Annotated in this window: 19 protein-coding genes and 1 pseudogene; 8 read left to right on the top strand and 12 right to left on the bottom strand. The window is 66.8% G+C overall.

What is annotated here, in order from left to right; all coding sequences use genetic code 11:
- Window positions 1–79 precede the first annotated feature (79 nt).
- From AC27VE_RS27665 to AC27VE_RS27630, 8 genes are all read right to left on the bottom strand, one after another.
- Window positions 80–1657 (bottom strand): ArnT family glycosyltransferase, encoded by a 1578-nt coding sequence (locus AC27VE_RS27665; RefSeq protein ID WP_488705542.1) that lies wholly within the window; start codon window positions 1655–1657, stop codon window positions 80–82.
- 221 nt (window positions 1658–1878) lie between these two features.
- Entirely contained in the window at window positions 1879–2679 is an 801-nt protein-coding gene (locus tag AC27VE_RS27660) for an ABC transporter permease (protein WP_488705532.1), read from the bottom strand.
- Window positions 2670–3284, bottom strand: a complete 615-nt coding sequence (locus tag AC27VE_RS27655) for an ABC transporter ATP-binding protein (RefSeq protein WP_488705531.1) — start codon at window positions 3282–3284, stop codon at window positions 2670–2672. Before AC27VE_RS27655 ends, AC27VE_RS27660 begins: the two co-directional genes overlap by 10 nt.
- Window positions 3277–4200 carry a transcriptional regulator GcvA gene (gene gcvA / locus AC27VE_RS27650; RefSeq protein WP_488705530.1) on the bottom strand — a complete coding sequence of 308 codons (924 nt, stop codon included), beginning with the start codon at window positions 4198–4200 and terminating at the stop codon, window positions 3277–3279. Before gcvA ends, AC27VE_RS27655 begins: the two co-directional genes overlap by 8 nt.
- 176 nt (window positions 4201–4376) lie before the next feature.
- The gene (locus AC27VE_RS27645; protein ID WP_488705541.1) at window positions 4377–5129 is read right to left on the bottom strand and encodes an amino acid ABC transporter ATP-binding protein; all 753 of its coding nucleotides are present in this window, start codon (window positions 5127–5129) and stop codon (window positions 4377–4379) included.
- Between the two features lie 37 nt (window positions 5130–5166).
- The gene (locus tag AC27VE_RS27640) at window positions 5167–5820 is read right to left on the bottom strand and encodes an amino acid ABC transporter permease (protein WP_006223039.1); all 654 of its coding nucleotides are present in this window, start codon (window positions 5818–5820) and stop codon (window positions 5167–5169) included.
- A gap of 131 nt (window positions 5821–5951) precedes the next feature.
- Window positions 5952–6743 carry an amino acid ABC transporter substrate-binding protein gene (locus tag AC27VE_RS27635; RefSeq protein WP_088588086.1) on the bottom strand — a complete coding sequence of 264 codons (792 nt, stop codon included), beginning with the start codon at window positions 6741–6743 and terminating at the stop codon, window positions 5952–5954.
- Between the two features lie 150 nt (window positions 6744–6893).
- On the bottom strand, window positions 6894–7805 hold the full coding sequence (locus AC27VE_RS27630; protein ID WP_006223041.1) for a LysR family transcriptional regulator: 912 nt from the start codon (window positions 7803–7805) through the stop codon (window positions 6894–6896).
- 147 nt (window positions 7806–7952) lie between these two features.
- Here AC27VE_RS27630 and AC27VE_RS27625 point away from each other — a divergent pair, with 147 nt between their 5' ends.
- From AC27VE_RS27625 to AC27VE_RS27590, 8 genes are read left to right on the top strand one after another with little or no spacing between them, the layout of a single operon-like run.
- Window positions 7953–8804, top strand: coding sequence for a transporter substrate-binding domain-containing protein (locus AC27VE_RS27625; protein ID WP_280027661.1), 852 nt, complete (start codon window positions 7953–7955; stop codon window positions 8802–8804).
- Between the two features lie 10 nt (window positions 8805–8814).
- Window positions 8815–9495: an amino acid ABC transporter permease gene (locus AC27VE_RS27620; RefSeq protein ID WP_006223043.1), complete on the top strand. Its 681-nt coding sequence runs from the start codon at window positions 8815–8817 to the stop codon at window positions 9493–9495.
- Complete coding sequence (locus AC27VE_RS27615) at window positions 9485–10147, top strand: amino acid ABC transporter permease (RefSeq protein ID WP_488705529.1); 663 nt, start codon at window positions 9485–9487, stop codon at window positions 10145–10147. Before AC27VE_RS27620 ends, AC27VE_RS27615 begins: the two co-directional genes overlap by 11 nt.
- 35 nt (window positions 10148–10182) lie before the next feature.
- Complete coding sequence (locus AC27VE_RS27610) at window positions 10183–11142, top strand: agmatinase (protein WP_488705528.1); 960 nt, start codon at window positions 10183–10185, stop codon at window positions 11140–11142.
- A complete protein-coding gene (locus AC27VE_RS27605) occupies window positions 11139–11882 on the top strand; it encodes an amino acid ABC transporter ATP-binding protein (RefSeq protein WP_006223046.1) in 744 nt (247 codons plus the stop codon). The genes AC27VE_RS27610 and AC27VE_RS27605 overlap by 4 nt, the downstream gene beginning before the upstream one ends.
- A gap of 47 nt (window positions 11883–11929) precedes the next feature.
- Window positions 11930–12340 carry a RidA family protein gene (locus AC27VE_RS27600; RefSeq protein WP_280027656.1) on the top strand — a complete coding sequence of 137 codons (411 nt, stop codon included), beginning with the start codon at window positions 11930–11932 and terminating at the stop codon, window positions 12338–12340.
- Between the two features lie 55 nt (window positions 12341–12395).
- The gene (locus AC27VE_RS27595; RefSeq protein ID WP_488705527.1) at window positions 12396–12722 is read left to right on the top strand and encodes a hypothetical protein; all 327 of its coding nucleotides are present in this window, start codon (window positions 12396–12398) and stop codon (window positions 12720–12722) included.
- Window positions 12719–13546: a TlpA family protein disulfide reductase gene (locus AC27VE_RS27590; RefSeq protein WP_488705526.1), complete on the top strand. Its 828-nt coding sequence runs from the start codon at window positions 12719–12721 to the stop codon at window positions 13544–13546. Before AC27VE_RS27595 ends, AC27VE_RS27590 begins: the two co-directional genes overlap by 4 nt.
- A gap of 7 nt (window positions 13547–13553) precedes the next feature.
- Here the strand turns inward: AC27VE_RS27590 and AC27VE_RS27585 are convergent, their stop codons facing one another.
- From AC27VE_RS27585 to AC27VE_RS27570, 4 genes and pseudogenes are all read right to left on the bottom strand, one after another.
- Window positions 13554–13877 (bottom strand): Zn-ribbon domain-containing OB-fold protein, encoded by a 324-nt coding sequence (locus AC27VE_RS27585; RefSeq protein WP_488705525.1) that lies wholly within the window; start codon window positions 13875–13877, stop codon window positions 13554–13556.
- Window positions 13874–15022: a thiolase family protein gene (locus AC27VE_RS27580; protein ID WP_488705524.1), complete on the bottom strand. Its 1149-nt coding sequence runs from the start codon at window positions 15020–15022 to the stop codon at window positions 13874–13876. Before AC27VE_RS27580 ends, AC27VE_RS27585 begins: the two co-directional genes overlap by 4 nt.
- Window positions 15019–16332 (bottom strand): MFS transporter, encoded by a 1314-nt coding sequence (locus AC27VE_RS27575; protein ID WP_006223052.1) that lies wholly within the window; start codon window positions 16330–16332, stop codon window positions 15019–15021. The genes AC27VE_RS27580 and AC27VE_RS27575 overlap by 4 nt, the downstream gene beginning before the upstream one ends.
- A gap of 52 nt (window positions 16333–16384) precedes the next feature.
- Window positions 16385–17146: pseudogene (locus tag AC27VE_RS27570) on the bottom strand (AMP-binding enzyme); the annotation flags it as partial.
- Window positions 17147–17212: the final 66 nt, after the last annotated feature.

The following is a 17212-nucleotide window of genomic DNA, read 5'->3' as shown; positions in this document are numbered from 1 at the left end:
GCCGCCAGGACGACAAAAAACCGGCAGCCCTTACAGGCTGCCGGTTTTTTTTCTTGGGCTTTGGCTGTCTGCGCGACGGCTAGCGCGCCGCCGGCCCGCCCGCGCACATGCGTTGGCGAAACGCCGCATCGATGTCGATGCGCCACACCGCCCGCTTGTCGCCGGCGATACGTGCGGGCACGCCGGCAATCGCCGGGTAGCGCGAGGCGTCGTCGTCCCTGCCCCAGATCCAGAAGCGTGCGCCGTCGGCGGCCGCGCACAGGCGGGGCGTCAAGTCGCCGTTATCCACCAGCACGCGCTTGCCCACGACGGGATCAAACTGCGCCGCGTCGTACAGTTCCTTGCGCCAGTTGTCGCGCGTGGGGATTTCGGGGTCTTGCCAGTTGTCGACGATCCAGGCGGGTTGCTCGGCCTGCGTATAGAAGCCCAGGTCGAACGGCAGCGCATGCAGCGCGATCTGCCCGTCTTGCGGCCGCATTTCGCGCTGCAGCGCCTGCATGGTCGGGCCCGCGCTGCCCCGCGGATTGGTCGAAGCGGCAATGATCGCCCCCAGGCAGATGACGGCCGCCACACCCGCCGCGATGACCACCCACCGGCGCCTGCCCGCCGCCCAGGCCGGTGCAAGGCGCTCGCTGATCAACAGCGCCAGCGGCGGAAACACCGGCAGCACGTAACCGATCAGCTTGGATTGCGGAATGGAGAAAAACACCATCACCACGGCGATCCAGATGGCCATCAACCGCCGCAAGCCATGCGGGTCGGCTTCACGCCAGAATGCCGGCGTAAAGAGCGACGCGCCCCAGATCGACCACGGCAGCGACAGCCCGACCACGATGGGGACATAGAACCAGAACGGCTGCGCGTTGTTGAAGCCGCTTTGCGCGAAGCGCTCGAAGTGCTGATAGACGAAGAAGTAGTGATAGAAGCCGGGAAACTTCGCCTGCATCAACCAGAACCACGGCACCGCCACCACCGCGAACGCCAGCAAGGCCGGCACCCACAGCAAGGCGCGCATGCCCCGCCAGTCCCGCCGCAACAGCACCCAGGCCAGCACGATGGCGCCAGGCAACGCCAGGCCGATCAGCCCCTTGGCCAACACCGCCAGCGCCGCCAGCACGCCAGTGGCGATCGACATGGCGCGGAACGGCCGCCCGGCTTCTCGCCGCAATGCCGTATCGGCGGCGGCCAGCACGCACAGCGTGATCATGCTGGCTACCAGCATGTCCATATTGGCGAATTGCGCGGCGCCGAAGAACAAGGGCATCAGGCCCAGGATGGCCACTGCCCACCGAGCCTGCGCCACGTTCCGGTAGCGCGAGACAAAGGCGTAGAGCCCGGCCCCCGCGCTCCAGGCGCCAATCAGCGACGGCACCCGCGCGCTGAATTCGTGCACGCCGAAGAGCGCATAGCTGAGCTGCGCCAGCCAGTAGTACAGCGGCGGTTTGTGGAAGTACGGCATGCCGTCCAGCAGCGGCACCATGGGAGAGCGGCTGCGCAGCATCTCCCAGGCCACGCCGGCATAGCGCCCTTCGTCGGGCAAGGTCAGCCAGCGCGCCCAGGCCAGGGCGGCCAGCCACAGGGCCAGGCATAGCAGCACCAGCCAACCGGGGATGGCCTTTTGCAGGCTGACCGGGCGGACCGCGGCGGCGGGCGTCATGACCGCGCTCACGCCTGGCGCTCCGCGTTGGCGTGTGCGGCGGCAAGGCCGATATGACGGGACGGAAGGGTCAGGCAAGACTCGAAGGGCATCGGATTTCGGGAAATGGGCATGCACAAGAACGGGAAGCTGGAGCCATTATCGAAAGCCCCCCGTCGATTTCTCATGAAATTTCCCGCCCGAATCCGCCTTTTTCAGCCCTCCGTAGGCGGAAAATGCCCTTATTTCGACGTTGCCAGCCGGTCCAGGCGCAAGCGTCCGCGCTCGTCCGTCAGCCGTCGCATGGCGCCGTACGCCGCGCCCATTGCCGCCATGCCGCTGGCGCCGCACAGCAAGAACATCAGTAGGATCTGATACTTGGCGGCATCGATCGGGTCCATGCCCGCGATGATCTGGCCGGTCATGATGCCCGGCAGCGTGATGATGCCCGCCGCCGACATCTGATTGACGCTGGGAACGATGCCACGCCGCACCGATTCGCGCAGCAAGGAAGAAAACGCCTGATGCGGCGTGGCGCCCAGCGACAGCCGGGCTTCGATCGCCAGCTTTTCCCGGCGTACGCCCGACAGCACCCCGTCCAGCGCCAGGCTGGCGGCATTCAACACGCTGCCCAGCACGATGCCGACCAGGGCAATGGCATAACGGGGGTCGTACCAGGGGTCCGGGCGCAAGGCGGTGTTCAAGATGAACATCGCCGTGATCAACGTGGTGGCGGCCACCGCTAATGTGCCGACCCAGCTGTTGCCGTGCCCGGCCAACCGCGCCTTGGGCCGGGCCGCCACCTCGCGCGCGGCCAGCGCCATCATCACCGCCACCACCAGGGCGGTCAGCCACGGCGCGGCGTGTGCGAACACCACGCGCAAAATATGGCCCACCAGCAGCAACTGCACGACTGTGCGCACCGCAGCCCACAAGACCTGCCGCTGCAGGTTCAGCCGCAGCGCAAAGGAAATCGCTGCGCACAGCAGCACCAGGCAAGACGCGATCACCAGATCCAGCGCCTGCAACTTGATCACGTCCATAACGGCTCCAGTCTGCCCGCTTCCATCCGCCAGCGCCGACGCGCCAGACGCTGCGCCTGCTCGGGGCTATGCGTCACCATCAGGATCGCCGCGCCGCCGTCCAGATAGCGTTGCATCGCCGCCTCGACCAGCGCGGTCGCCGCCTGGTCCAGGGCCGCCGTCGGCTCGTCCAGCAGCAGCACGCGCGGCGCCTGCGCCAGTGCGCGCGCCAACCCCAGGCGCTGGCGTTCGCCCGTGGAAAGCTCGTGCACCAAGGCGTCCAGCTTGTCGGAGGGCAGGCCCAGCGCCAGCATCAAGGCCTGGGCTTGCGCACGGTCGGTGAAGTGCGGCGCGACCTGGTCGTCCCACCAACCCGCTTCGGCCTGGCAATAGACCACCTTGCGCCGCCATTCGAATCCGCGCATCGCGGAACGGCGGGCCCCGTCCAGTTCGACTTCACCGTGGCCGGGATCCAGGTCCGCGACCTGGCGCAGCAACAGCGATTTTCCCGACCCGGAGGGTCCGGTGATGGCCGCGCATTCGCCTGCAGCAAGGTCCAGGCTGACCGGGGACAGGCGCTGGCTGTATACGCCGCGCAGCCGGAGAACGGGCACGCTATCAGCCATGGGTGCTGCCCTCGTGCGTCAGGGCCTGCGCCGGCTCCGCCGCTTCGGCCTTCACCCAATCGATGAACGCCTGCACTTCCGGCCGGGCGACGGCGTCCGGCCGGCTGACGATGTAGTACGCGAAGCGCGCGGGCCAGGGCCGGTCCAGCGCAAGAACGAGCCTGCCCGAATCAAGATCTTCCCGGGCGTGCGTGTCTTGCACCAGCGCGATGCCCTGCCCGGTGCCGGCGGCGCGCAGCAACAGCAGGTCGTCTTCAAAGCTGGGGCCGCGTTGCGCATCGGCCCCGGCGTCCACGCCATGCGCCTGCAGCCACAGCGTCCAATCGGCGCGGTCGGAATCCTGCAGCAACGGGTACTTCAGGCAATCTTCGGCTGACCTGATGGCCGGTCCTTGTGCCAGCAGCGCCGGACTGGCCACGGGCAACAGTACAGGCGTCATCAGCCTGAAGGTCGACAAGCCGGGGTAATGCCCCAGGCCGTGGCGCAACGCGACGTCGATGCGGTCGCGCCTGAAGTCGACCAGCTTGGACGACGCTTCCACCCGGACCTCGATATCGGGATGCAGCGTCGAGAATCTGCCGATGCGGGGCACCAGCCACGACGACGCGAATGACGGCACCGTGCTGACGGTCAGCGTGCGCTGGACGGAATAGGACTCCAGCAGCGACAACGATTTTTCGATCTGATCAAAGGCGCGCAGCAAGCCCGGATAGGCGCTGGCGCCCGCAGGCGTGAGCCGCACGCCATGCCGTTCGCGCACGAACAGTGTCAGTCCCAAGCGGTCTTCCAGCAAACGGATCTGCTGGCTGACGGCGCCGGGGGTGACTCCCAAGGCCTCGGCCGCCGCTTTCAGGCTGCCCAGGCGCGCGGACTCGGTAAAGGCTCGCAAGGCAAGCAAAGGCAGTACGGCACCCACAGCGCTTTCCTTTAGAAAATCTATCTTCTGGTTCGGGGCAGAATATCACAGACCCAAGGAAAACATCGCCTGTAAGGTCTGATTTACGCCCCAGATACAGGATAGGCAGACTAAAACAAAACAGCCCGCTTTCGGGCGGGCTGTTGTGGCCATGACTAACCGTATCGGCTATGGAATCAAAGCATGTGCGCCAGGAATTCCCGGCTGCGCGCCTGCTGCGGCGCCCGGAAGAAGTCCGCGGACGGCGCTTCTTCCACGATGCGGCCTTCGTCCATGAAGATGACGCGGTGCGCCACTTCGCGGGCAAAACCCATTTCGTGCGTGACGACGAGCATGGTCATGCGCTCGTCGGCCAGCTGCTTCATCGTGCGCAGCACTTCGCCCGTCAGTTCGGGGTCCAGCGCGGACGTGGGCTCGTCGAACAGCATGATGTCGGGTTCCATCGCCAGCGCGCGGGCGATCGCCACGCGCTGCTTCTGACCGCCCGACAGGCGCGTCGGATAGTTGTCGCGCTTGTTCAGCAGGCCAACCTTGCGCAGCAGCTCTTCCGCTTTCGGGATGATCTGCGCCTTAGACATGCCCTTCACCGTCAGCGGCGCTTCGATGATGTTCTGCAGCACCGTCATGTGCGGGAACAGGTTGAACGACTGGAACACCATGCCCATCTTGCGGCAGATGCGGCGCACGTCGGCGTCGCTGGCGTATTGGCTGCGGCCGCCGTCGACGGCGCGTGCCATGGTCTCGCCTTCGACCTCGATGCTGCCTTCGTCGATGGTTTCCAGATGGTTCAGGCATCGCAGGAACGTGCTCTTGCCCGAGCCGGACGGGCCGATCACCGCCACGACCTCGCCCTGGCCCAGCGTCAGCGACACCTGGTCCAGCACGCGGTTGGTCCCGAACGATTTGATGATGCCGCGCGCCTGGATCATGACGGGGCGGCCGTGTGCGTCGGCGCCGGGCGTCGGATTACTGGTCATATTTGGCATAGCGCTTTTCCATGTGCTGGAAGAACCACGTCAACACCAGCGTCATGAGGAGGTAGAAGGCGGCGGCGACCAGGAAAGGCGTGGTCGTGAAGTCGCGCTGCACGATGCCGCGCGCGGTCCGCAGGATGTCGTTCAAGGCCAGCACGTAGATGAGCGAGGTGTCCTTCACCAGCGTGATGGTCTCGTTGCTCATCGGCGGCAGCACGCGCTGCACCATCTGCGGCAGGACGATGCGGCGCAGCGTCTGCAGATAGGTCATGCCCAGCACCTTGCTGCCTTCGTACTGGCCCCGGTCCACTGACTGGATGCCGGCGCGGAAGATCTCGGCGAAGTACGCCGCGTAGTTCAGCGCAAACGCCACGACGGCCGCTGGAAAATCGGGCAGGCGCACGCCCACCACCGGCACGAACGGCAGCGCGAAGTAGATGAACAGCATCTGGAGCATCAGCGGCGTGCCGCGCATCAGCCAGATGTATCCGTTGACCAGGCTGCTCAGCAGAGGCCACTTCGAAATCCGCGCAAGCGCCAGCACCAGCCCCAGGGGCACGGCCAGGGCCAGGGTGATGAAAAACAGCGTCAAGGTCACTTTCGCGCCTTCCGCCATAGGCCCCAACAGGGAGAGTACGTAGTCCATTCAGTGGGATCGCGCCGCTTGCGGCAAGAAGATTCATGAGCAAGCCCGCCTGGCGCCTGGGCGCGGCAGCGAGCTGCGGGACGGCTTGGGGCTCGCGCCCGGGCCGGCAGGCCGCGGGCGCCGCACGCCGATTACTTGATGATGTTGGCGCCGAACCACTGGGTCGCGATGCGGCCGGCGGTGCCGTCCTGCTTCATCGAATCCAGCGTCTTGTCCAGCTTGCCCAGCAGTTCGGTGTCATCCTTGCGCACGCCGACGCCGTAGTCTTCGGTGCCGAAGTTCTCTTCGAGCACGCGGTATTCGCCTGCGCGCTTGCTGATCAGGTAGCGGCCCACCACTTCGTCCACGACGATGGCGTCCAGGCGGCCGGCGGCCAGGTCCATCAGGGCCGTGACGTTGTCGCCGAACTTCTTCACTTCCTTGATCTGGGCGGCAACCGGGTCCTTGGCGATGGCGTCGGTGGCGCTGCTGCCGTCCTGCGCACCCACGGTCTTGCCGGCCAGGTCGGCCTTTGCCTTCACCGGCGACGCGGTGCCGACGATGATGATCTGGTGGTTGGCCATGTACGGCGCGGTGAAGCTGATGTTCTTCTTGCGCTCTTCGGTGATGGTCAGGCCGTTCCACAGCACGTCGACGCGGCGGCCGTTGAGTTCGGCTTCCTTGGCGCTCCAGTCGATCGGCTTGAATTCGACTTCGATGCCGAGGCGCTTGCTGGCTTCCTTGGCCATGTCGATGTCGAAACCGACGATCTGGTTGCTCGCGTCACGAAAACCCATGGGCGGGAAATTGTCGTCCAGGCCCACCACGACCTTCTTGGCGGCGGCCGGCGCTTGCGTGCTGGCGGCCGGCGCGTTGTCGCTGGGGCCGCAAGCGGTCAGCATCGTGGTTGCGGACACGAGGAAAACAGCAGTCAGTTTTTTCATAGTTATGGGTGCGCCAGGCGCAGGAATGAAGAAGCCGGATTGGCTGGACAATCAGCCGCGAGCCGACATTTTAGCGTCACTGCGCGACCCGCCCCTGGCGGGCCGGTCCGTACGCTGCCGCCCGCCCGCCTGGCCGCGCGGCAGCGCCCGCTATGGGGCGGGATGAAAGCGTTCCAGAAGGCGCAGGAACAGTTCCACGGCACGGGTGCCGGGTCGGGACACCTCGGTGATGGCGCTGATGGTGTTTTCGTAGACCGGGCCGTCGGGCAGCTGCGTCAAAGCGTGCCGTCGGGACACCGAATCCGCGTAATGCTGGGGCAGCATCCCGAGGTAATGGCCTGACGACACCAGCATGGCGATCGCCTCCAGCCCCGTGGCGTCCGGGCCGCGCGCGAACCCGTACGAGCCCAGCGCATCGTGCACGAAGGGGTGCGAGCGATACACCAGCGGCAGGTCGCGGGCGCGCTCCAGGCTGCCGCGCGCCACGAACAACCGGTGCCGCTCGACGAACAGGCGCTGGTAATGGAAGCCGCTTTCGCGGCGGTACATGCCCCGCACCGCAATCTGCACGCGTCGCTCGCGCAGCGCCTGGTCCAGATCGTTGAAGGTCATCACCGTCAGTTCCACCTTGACGTCGGGCGCCGCCTCCCGCATGGCACTCAACGCCCGGGGGATCTGGCAGTCGGCGTCGGTAATCACGTGCTCGACCATGCCGATGGACAGCGTCCCCGACAGCACGCCCCGGACCGCATCGATCTCGGGCCGGATGCGCTCCAGCGATTTCAGGGCGTCGCGGGCCAGTTCCAGCGCCACTTTGCCCGCCTGGGTCAGCTCGAAGCCCGACGGCCCGCGGTCGCACAGGCGCACGCCCAGCGTTTCCTCCACCTCGCGCACATGGCGGCTGATGGAGGCCTTGGACATGTTCAGCTGCTTTTCCGCCGCGGCAAAGCCGTTGGCCTGGGCCACGGCGCAGAAGATGCGCAGGGAGCGCAAGTCGCGCTCGGTGAACTCCGGACGGGCCACGGTCGTTCCGTTTTGAAAGGTATTGAATTTTGAAACCATACCACTAAAAAAATCATTTTTCATGACCGATCCAGGGGAATACAGTTTCTGGAACCGCTGGCCAGGGAGCGCAGATTCCCGCGGCGGGCCCATACCGGGCCTGCCGGCCCAGCGGCCAAAACATCACGATATTTCAAGGGAAAAATCATGCAGAACCTGTCCAGAAGGCGCTTTGTCACGACCACCCTCGCCGCCGGGGCGGCGTTGGCCCTGCCCGCGCTCTCGTTTGCCGAGGGCGGATCGCTGGCCGACATCAAGAAGCGCGGCAAGCTCACCGTGGGCACGGAAGCCGCCTACGAGCCGTTCGAATTCGTCGAAAACGGCAAGGTCGTGGGCTACGGGCACGACGTGCTGCAATTGATGGCCGCCAAGCTGGGCGTGCAGCTGGAACAGATGAACCTGCCCTTCCAGGGGCTATTGCCGGGCCTGATGTCGCGCAAGTTCGACCTGGTCGCCACCAGCGTGGGCATCACTCCGGAACGCGCCAAGCGCTTCGCCTTCACCCAGCCGGTGGGCGTGGTCCGGTCGGTGCTGATGGTGCGGGTGGACGATGCCTCGATCAAGCAGGACAAGGACATCGCGGGCAAGATCATCGGCACCCAGATGGGATCGTCATCGCAGCCGGTGGCCGAGGAATTCGAGAAGCGCTTGAAGGAGTCCGGCGCCAAGGGCTATGCGGACACCAAGCTGTTCCAGGCCTATCCGGACGTGTCCAACGCGCTGGCCAACAAAACCGTGGATGTGGCGCTGATGCCGTCGAACATCGCCGCGGTCCAGATGCGCAAGCAGCCCGGCGCTTTCCGCATCGCCGGCGAGATCGGCCAGGCCAAGCTGCTGGCATGGGTCGCGAACCCGCAGGACCTGGAGATCCGCCAGTTCGTCAACGACACTTTCGACGAATTGCGCGCGTCCAACCAGTTGCTGGAACTGCAAAAGAAGTGGTTCGGGGCGCCCATGGACATCCCGCGCGCCAACTACCTGCCTGCCGGCGCCATCTGAGCCCGCCGCCATGCTGGACTGGTTGAATCAAAACGGCGCGCTGGCGCCGTTCCTGCACGGCGTCGTCTCGGGCACGGCCATCACCATCGCGGCATCGGCGGCGGCCTTCGCCATCGGCATCGTGCTGGGCGTCGCCCTGCTGCTGGCGCGGATGTCGCCCTATGCGCCGTTGCGCGGCGTGGTCATGCTGTGGGTCAGCGCCATCCGCGGCACGCCCGCGCTGATCCACATGCTGATCGCCTACTACGTGGTGCCGCCGCTGCTGGGCATCTCGGTGTCGCCCATCGCCGCGGGCATCGGCGCGCTGGCCTGTAACACCAGCGCCTACATCGTGGAAATCCTGCGCGGCGCGCTGGGCACGCTGTCGGGCGGCCAGGTGGCCGCGGCCCGCGCCCTGGGGATGCGGCGCCGGCAGATCTGGCGCTATGTGCTGCTGCCCCAGGTGTTCTACCGCGCCATCCCGCCGCTGACCAGCGAACTGACCATCCTGCTCAAGGCATCCTCGCTGATGTCCATCATCGCGGTGCCTGAACTGGCCACGGTTGCGCGCAACGCCACGTTGCAAAGCGACCTGCCGCTGCAGGTGTTCACAGTGACGGCGGTCGTCTATTTCATCATTCTGTTCTGCCTGTCGGCCGTCTCAAGGCTGTGCGAGCGGCGCGTGTCGAGGATGCTGCCCCATGCCCATTGATCTCTCCATCGTCGGGGAATCCATCCCCGTGCTGCTCAAGGGCCTGCGGATCACGGCGCTGGTCAGCCTCATCGGCATTCCGCTGGGCATGCTGATCGGCAGCCTGGCCGCCTACGCGGCGCAGTCGCGCACGCCCTTGCGCCCGCTTGCACTGGGTTACGTGGAGCTGGTACGCAACATTCCGTACCTGATCCTCGTCTACCTGTCGTTCTTCGGGCTGCCCAAGCTGGGCGTACCGGCTTCCGCCATGTCGGTCGCCATCGGCTGCACGGCGTTCTACACGGGTGGCTACTTCTGCGAAATCCTGCGCGCCGCCCTGCAAAGCGTGCCGCGCGGGCAGACCAGCGCGTCGCTGTCGCTGGGCATGACGTACTGGCAGACGCAGCGCCACATCGTCGTGCCGCAGCTCTTCGGCTACCTGATCCCGCCCACCACCAGCCTCGTCATCATGATGTTCAAGGACTCGGCGATCTTTTCGGTGATGAGCCTGCCCGAAATGACCTACCAGAGCAATCTGCTGACCGCCAACACCTTCGCGTACCTGGAAGTGCTGGGCACGACCGCGCTGATCTATTGGCTGTGCAGCGTGCTGATGGCCGGCATCGGCCGCCGCCTGGAATCCGTGGCACGCCGCAACACCCACCAGGCCTGACTCCCTTCATCCTCCCTGCAACAGGAACCCCAGACATGAGCACCTATACCGTCCCCCCTCGCACCGGCCACCCCACCCTGCTGTATTCGACGCTGGCGCTGGACCTGGACAACCTCCAGGCCGACATCGCGGTCCTGGGCATGCCCTACGGTTCGCCGTATTCGGCCGCCGACTTCAGCAACGACCAGACGAATGCGCCCACCGCCATCCGCCAGGCCACCGACCGCGTCGTGCGCCGCCCCGGCCACTATGACTTCGACATCGACGGTCCGCTGCTGCAAGGCCGCGAGGACATCCGCTTCGTGGATTGCGGCGACATCGTCCCCGACCTGTCCAAGCCGCGCGGGGAACACTACGACCGCGCCGAAGCTGCCGTGCGCCGCATCGCCGCCGCCGGCGCCGTGCCCATCGTGCTGGGCGGCGACCACGGCATCACCACGCCCATCCTACGCGGCCTGGACCAGAAAGGCCCGATCACGCTGGTGCACATCGACGCCCACCTGGACTGGCGCGACGACGTCAACGGCGTGCGCGACGGGCTGTCCAGCCCGATCCGCCGCGCCTCTGAAATGGCGCACGTGGACCGCATCATCCAGATCGGCCTGCGCGCCCAGGGCAGTGGCCGCCCGGAAGAACTGGTAGCCGCCCGCGCCTATGGCGCCGAGCTCGTCACCGCCTACGAGCTGCACGACGTGGGCATGGACGCCGTGCTGGAGCGCATTCCCGACGGCGGCAACTACTACCTGACCATCGACGCCGACGGCATGGACCCGGCCACAATGCCCGCCGTAGCCGGCCCCGCCCCCGGCGGCGTCACCTTCGTCCAGGCCCGCAAGCTGATCCATGGCCTGGTGCGCAAGGGCCGCGTGGTGGGCATGGACATCGTCGAGATCCAACCGGAAAAGGACCTGAACCAGATTTCCTGCATCACCGCCGGCCGTCTGATCCTGAACCTGATCGGCGCCTCGATCCGCGCGGGACATTACGACAAATGAACGCCTCCGCACCCATCATCGACATCCGCGGGGTGGACAAGTACTACGGCAGCCACCACGTGCTCAAGCAATGTTCCACCCGGGTGGACAAGGGCGAGATCGTGGTGGTCTGCGGGCCGTCCGGCTCGGGCAAGTCCACCCTGATCAAGACGGTCAACGCCCTGGAACCCATCCAGAAAGGCGACATCCTGATCGACGGCGACTCGGTCACCGCGTCGCGCGACCTGCCCAAGCTGCGCACCAAGGTAGGCATGGTGTTCCAGCATTTCGAGCTGTTCCCGCACCTGGACCTCACGCGCAACCTGACCCTCGCCCAGGAGATCGTGCTGGGACGCGACAGCGCCACCGCGCGGGCCAAGGCCGGCGCGCTGCTGGAACGCGTGGGCTTGTCAGCCCACGCCCACAAGCATCCCGGCCAACTGTCCGGCGGCCAGCAGCAGCGCGTAGCCATCGCCCGGGCGCTGTCCATGGACCCGATGGCCATGCTGTTCGACGAACCGACGTCGGCGCTGGACCCTGAAATGGTCAACGAAGTGCTGGACGTGATGGTGGAGCTGGCCGAAGAAGGCATGACGATGATGGTCGTGACGCACGAAATGGGCTTTGCCCGCCGCGTGGCCAATCGCGTGGTCTTCATGGAGGACGGCGCCATCATCGAAGACAGCCCGACCGACCGCTTCTTCCGCGACGCCGCCAGCCCGCAGGCCCAGCGCTTCCTTTCCAAGATTCTTCCCCACTGACCCGGCCCGGCGCCCCGGCGCGCCGGCCTTACGACAAGACACGCATCATGGCGCACACTCGCATTCGTAAATTCAATACCCGCGACACCTATCCCGAGCAGCAGCTGGATAACGACCTGTGCCAGGCCGTCGTGGCGGGCAACCTGGTGTTCCTGCGCGGCCAGATCGGCCAGGACCTGGATTCCCGCGAATCGGTCGGCGTTGGCGACGTGGCCGCGCAGGCCGAGAAGGCCATGGCCAACGTCGCCATGCTGCTGGAGGAATGCGGCAGCGAGCTCTCGCACATCTGCAAGCTGACGGTTTATCTTGTCGATGTGCGGTACCGCGAAACCGTCTACCGCGTCATGGGCCGCTGGCTCAAGGGCGTGTTCCCCGTGTCCACCGGCATCGTGGTGTCGGCGCTGGCGCGGCCGGAATGGCTGGTCGAGATCGACGTGACGGCCGTCATCCCCAGTTGAATGGCGGCCCGCTGACGCGGCATGCTAGGCTTTCCCGTTAACTCGGGAGGCCAGCATGCAATTCAACATCAAGGACCGCAAGGGCCAGACCATCGGCGTGGCGGACGTGCAGACCGGCGCCAACGCGCTGATGTCAGGCAGCTTTGCGCCCACCCCGCTATTCGCCCCTTACGCCCCCCTGTTCCGTGCCTTGGAACAGGCTGCCACAGAGGCAACGACAGAAACTTCTGACCGCCTGCAACGGGACATCGACGGCCACGGCTTCCGTGCCGAGGGCCCCTTGCCGCTACCCACCAGCGCGCCCCTTGAGGCCCTGGCGATCACGCGCCACGGCGTCAGCTTTCGCCTGAAGCCGCCCGCTGCCGCGAAGGCCGGCGCATGACGCCTGCCATCCGCATCGGCCCCCTGGTCATCCCCTCCGAATTCGCCGTACTGCTTGTTGCGGCCGCCGTCGGCTTGCTGGCGGCGCGCCTGTTGAACCGCCAACGCAGCGAGGCCAATGCACTGAGCACAGCCTTGTGGCGCGCGATGCTGGTCGGCCTGCTGGTCGCCCGGCTGGGTTTCGTCTGGCAATACCGCGAGCACTATCTGCCCGACCCGATCAAGATATTGGATTTGCGCGACGGCGGCTGGGCGGGGCTGGCGGGTCTTGCCGCCGCTTGGGGTTACGTGCTGTTCGCCGCAGTCCGGCGCCACGCGCCGCGCGCCGCCCTGCTGGGCGCCGTGGCGCTGGCAAGTGTCGTGTGGGTCGGCGGCGGCCGCTGGCTGGCCCCCACGCCGCAGGCGCAGCCCGAATTGGCCGCCTTGGCGGTGCAGCACATCGACGGGGCGCCGGCCGCGTTGTCCGCGTTCCACGGCAAGCCCACCGTCATCAATCTGTGGGCCAGCTGGTGCCCGCCCTGCCGGCGCGAAATGCCGGCTTTCGCCAAGGCGCAGGCGGCGAATCCCGACGTGAATTTCGTCTTCCTGAACCAGGGCGAGGCTCCGCCCGACGTCGCGCAATTCCTGGCGCAGCATGCGCCCGCCCTGCGCAATGTGCTGCTGGATCCGGCTGGCGAGGCCTCACGCAAGCTCAGCAACCGCGGCCTGCCCGCCACACTGTTCCTGGACGCTCAGGGTCGTTTGGTCGACCTGCGCGTGGGCGAACTGTCCACGGCGTCGCTGGCTCAACGCCTGGAAGCCATCCAGAAAGCGGACGGCGGCTGACGCAGCCTCATTGCGGCGTCGCGCCAGCCCAGGGCAACGCCAGCCCCTGCATCGTCCGTTCAAAGAGATGCAGGCGCTGGCCGATGTGCGCAGGCGGCGCGTCCAGGCGCGCCACCATGACCGGGCCGTCGGGCAATGCGCGAATGGTGGCAACCACGGCGGGCGCCGCCTCGCCGGGCTTGGCGGGCATCGTGGTCCACGCCAGCAGCTCGCCCGCTTCCACAGGGACTTGCCGCGCCTGGGCCTGATCCTGCCCGCACACCGGGCACCACAGCCTGGCGGGATACACCCGGTGGCCGCAGGCGTGGCATTCAAAAACGTTCATGCTCATGCGCCCTCCGCCGACAGTACCGCCGCATTGGCGCACATTCCGTAGCGCAATTGCACCATGCCGTAGCCGGTCACAACGCCGTGGCGTAGTCCGGGCAACTGGCGCGCCCCCGCCTGCCCCAGCAATTGTCGCGACACTTCGACCAACCCATGCATACCGCCCGCCGTGCCCGCTTGTCCCGCAGACAGTTGGCCGCCGGCCGTATTGACGGGCAACGCCCTTGTCGCGATGCGGCGGGCAATGAAGCCAGGCAGGTCATCCGCACGCGCGAACCCCAGATCGCACAATTGCGCCAAGGCCATCGCCGGGTAGTCGTCGTACACGCTGATCACGTCCATGTCTTCAGGCCCCAACCCCGCCCGGCGCCACAGGTCCGGCGCAAAGGCCGCAATACCGGTCGCCAACCCGTCGCCTTCCTGCTGGTCGTCGTTGTAGCGAGCGTCGCTGGCGATCAGCCGCACGCTGACGCCTTGCGGCTGCGCGCGCAGCACCAAAGCACTGGCCCCGCTGACGACGGGCACGCAGTCCAACCGGCCCAGCGGCGGCGCGACAAGCGGCGCATCCAGGTATTGGGCCAAGGTCAGCGGCTGGCGGTAGGCAGCGTTCGGATTGTCGGCCGCCCATTGCCGTTGCGCCACGCACAACGCGCCATAGTCTTCGCGGCGCAAGCCGGTACGCGCCATTTGCCGCTGCGTCAGCATCGCGAACAAGGGATTCGGCCCCTCGCAGCCCAAGGGACTCAGGTATTCCTGCGCGCTGCGGTTGTAGCCACGCACCAGCCCGGCGAAGTCGGCGCCGGTGAAGTGGTCGCCGGACACCAGCACGATCGTCCCGGCCTGGCCGGCTTCCAGCGCCAGCCACGCCTGCCGCAGCAGATTGATGGCGCTGGCGCCCCCCATTTCGTCCTGCATGCACCAATTCAGCCGCAGGCCCAGCCGCCAGCCCAGATCGATGGCGCGATCCGGTCGCAGCGTGAACGACGCCACGCCCAGCCCGTCCACGTCGGCGGGCGTCAATCCGGCGCCGCGCAGGGCATCGCCGATAGCCTCGGCCATCAAGCCGGCGGTGCTGCACGACGCATCGGGATGCCGTAGCGCCGGCGTTTCCCCTACGCTGACGATGCCCGGGCGAGGGTCCCCACTCATTCCGTGTCCTCGCGCGGCGGCTCGCGCGTCAGCAGCAAGGTAATCACCGTGATGGCGGCCATGCCCACCAGGAACCACGCGACCGGCGTGGCCGATTCATACTTGCGCAGCAGCGCCATGGCGATCAGCGGCGACAAGCCGCCCGCGAACACAGACGCCAGTTCGTGCCCCAGCGCCAGACCCGTGTAGCGGACTTCGGCCGGGAAAAGTTCAGCGAAGTACGCGGGCTGCGTGCCGATCATGGCGGCGTGGCAGACCGTGTTGCCCAGGAAGAAGGCCAGGAAGATCCATACGGGTTCCTTCGTCTGCACCAGCCAGAAAAAGGGAAACGCCACCAGCACCAGGCCGGCCGAGCCGATCAGGTACACCGCGCGGCGCCCGATGCGGTCGGACAAGTGGCCGAACCACACCAGCGAGCCCAGTTCGATGAACATCGACGCCAGCACGCCGCCCAGCATGACGTCATTGGGTATGCCCAGGAATTTGCCATAGGCCAGCGCAAACGCCAGGAAAATGTATGAGCCGCCGTTCTCGGCCACGCGCAGGCCCATTGCAGTCAGCACCTGGCGCGGATAGCGGCGAAAGACTTCCACGGCCGGCATGCCGCGCTTGGCCGTCTTCTTGGCCTGCACGAACTCTTCGCTTTCGGGGATGTGCTTGCGGATGTACAGGCCCACGCCGAAGATCAGCACGCTCAGCAGGAATGGCAGGCGCCAGCCCCAGCTCATGAACGATTCCTGCGGCAGTTGCTGGGCCAGCATGAAGACCGCCGACGACAACACGAAGCCGCCTGCCACGCCCAATTGGCTGAACGACGAGAAGTAGCCGCGCCGCTTGCCGCCGACCGCTTCGCTGATGAGCAGCACGCCGCCGCCCCACTCGCCCCCGGCGGCTGCGCCTTGCAGCATGCGCAGCACCACCATCGCCACGGGGGCCCAGAAGCCGACCTGCTCATAAGTGGGCAGCAAGCCGATCAGGAACGTGGCCGCCCCCATCAGCCCCAGCGTCCATTCCAGCGCGAGCTTGCGGCCGTAGCGGTCGCCGATGTGGCCGAAGATCACGCCGCCCAGTGGGCGCGCCAGGAAGCCCACGGCAAAACCGGCGAACGCGCCCATCGTGCCCAGCAGCGGGTCGGTGCCTTTGGGAAAGAACAGCTCGCCGAAGACCAGCGCCGCGGCCGTGCCATAGATGAAAAAGTCGTACCACTCCATCGCGTTGCCCGCGACGGAGGCCATCACTACGCGCCGGGTCCGCTTTCTTTTTGCCTCGTCGCCGGCGGACAACGCCGCCCCCTTGTATGCCATCGTCATTGCCGCCCCTTGGATTTTTGAATGTTCAATGGCGCGCAAGCGCCGGTTCACGCTATCGCGCCACGCGATAACCCGCGGCGTCCCGGTCCCAGGTGTCGCCGGTGATGCCTTCTTCCCGCAAGCGGAACTTGCGGACCTTGCCGTTTTCAGTGCGCGGCAGATCGTCCAGCACGCGCAGATAACGCGGCACCGCGAAATACGGCATGCGGGGCTGGCAGAAATCCAGCAGGGCCGCGTGCGTCAAGGACTGGCCGGGCTTGTAGACCAAGGCCGCCATCACCTCGTCCTCGGCCAGGTCGGAACGCACCGCGTAGACCGCCACGACCGCCACGGCAGGATGCGCCAGCAGCACCTGCTCCACTTCGTAGGACGAGATGTTCTCGCCGCGGCGGCGGATCGCGTCCTTCATGCGGTCCAGGAAACGAAAGTAGCCATCGGCGTCGCGGACCACGCGGTCGCCCGTGTGGAACCACAGGTTGCGCCAGGCTTCGACCGTCTTGTCGTCCATGCCGAAGTAGCCGGTCGCCACCGCAAAGGGCGGCGTCGCCCGCAGCAGCAATTCCCCGGGTTCGCCATCGGGCACGGGCGCGTCGTGTTCGTCGGCCACCATCGCGTCGAATTCCGGCGCGACGCGGCCCATCGTGCCGGCCCGTTGCTCGGCCAGGGTTCCGCCCAGCGCGAAATTGGTTTCGGTCGACCCGTAGCCCTCCAGCAACGCGATGCCGGTGCGTTCGGTGAAGGCGCCGTGAAAGCGTTCAGGCACGCCGGGCGCCAAGGCGATGCGCGTGCGGTGCCGGCGTGGGGGGGGGGGGGGGGGGGGGGGGCCCCCGCCCCCCCCCCCCCCCCCCCCCCCCCCCCCCCCCCCCCCCCCCCCCCCCCC

It is taken from the genome of Achromobacter sp. 18P8.1.1 (genome assembly GCF_057799415.1).
This window is presented reverse-complemented; position numbering and strand designations above follow the sequence as displayed.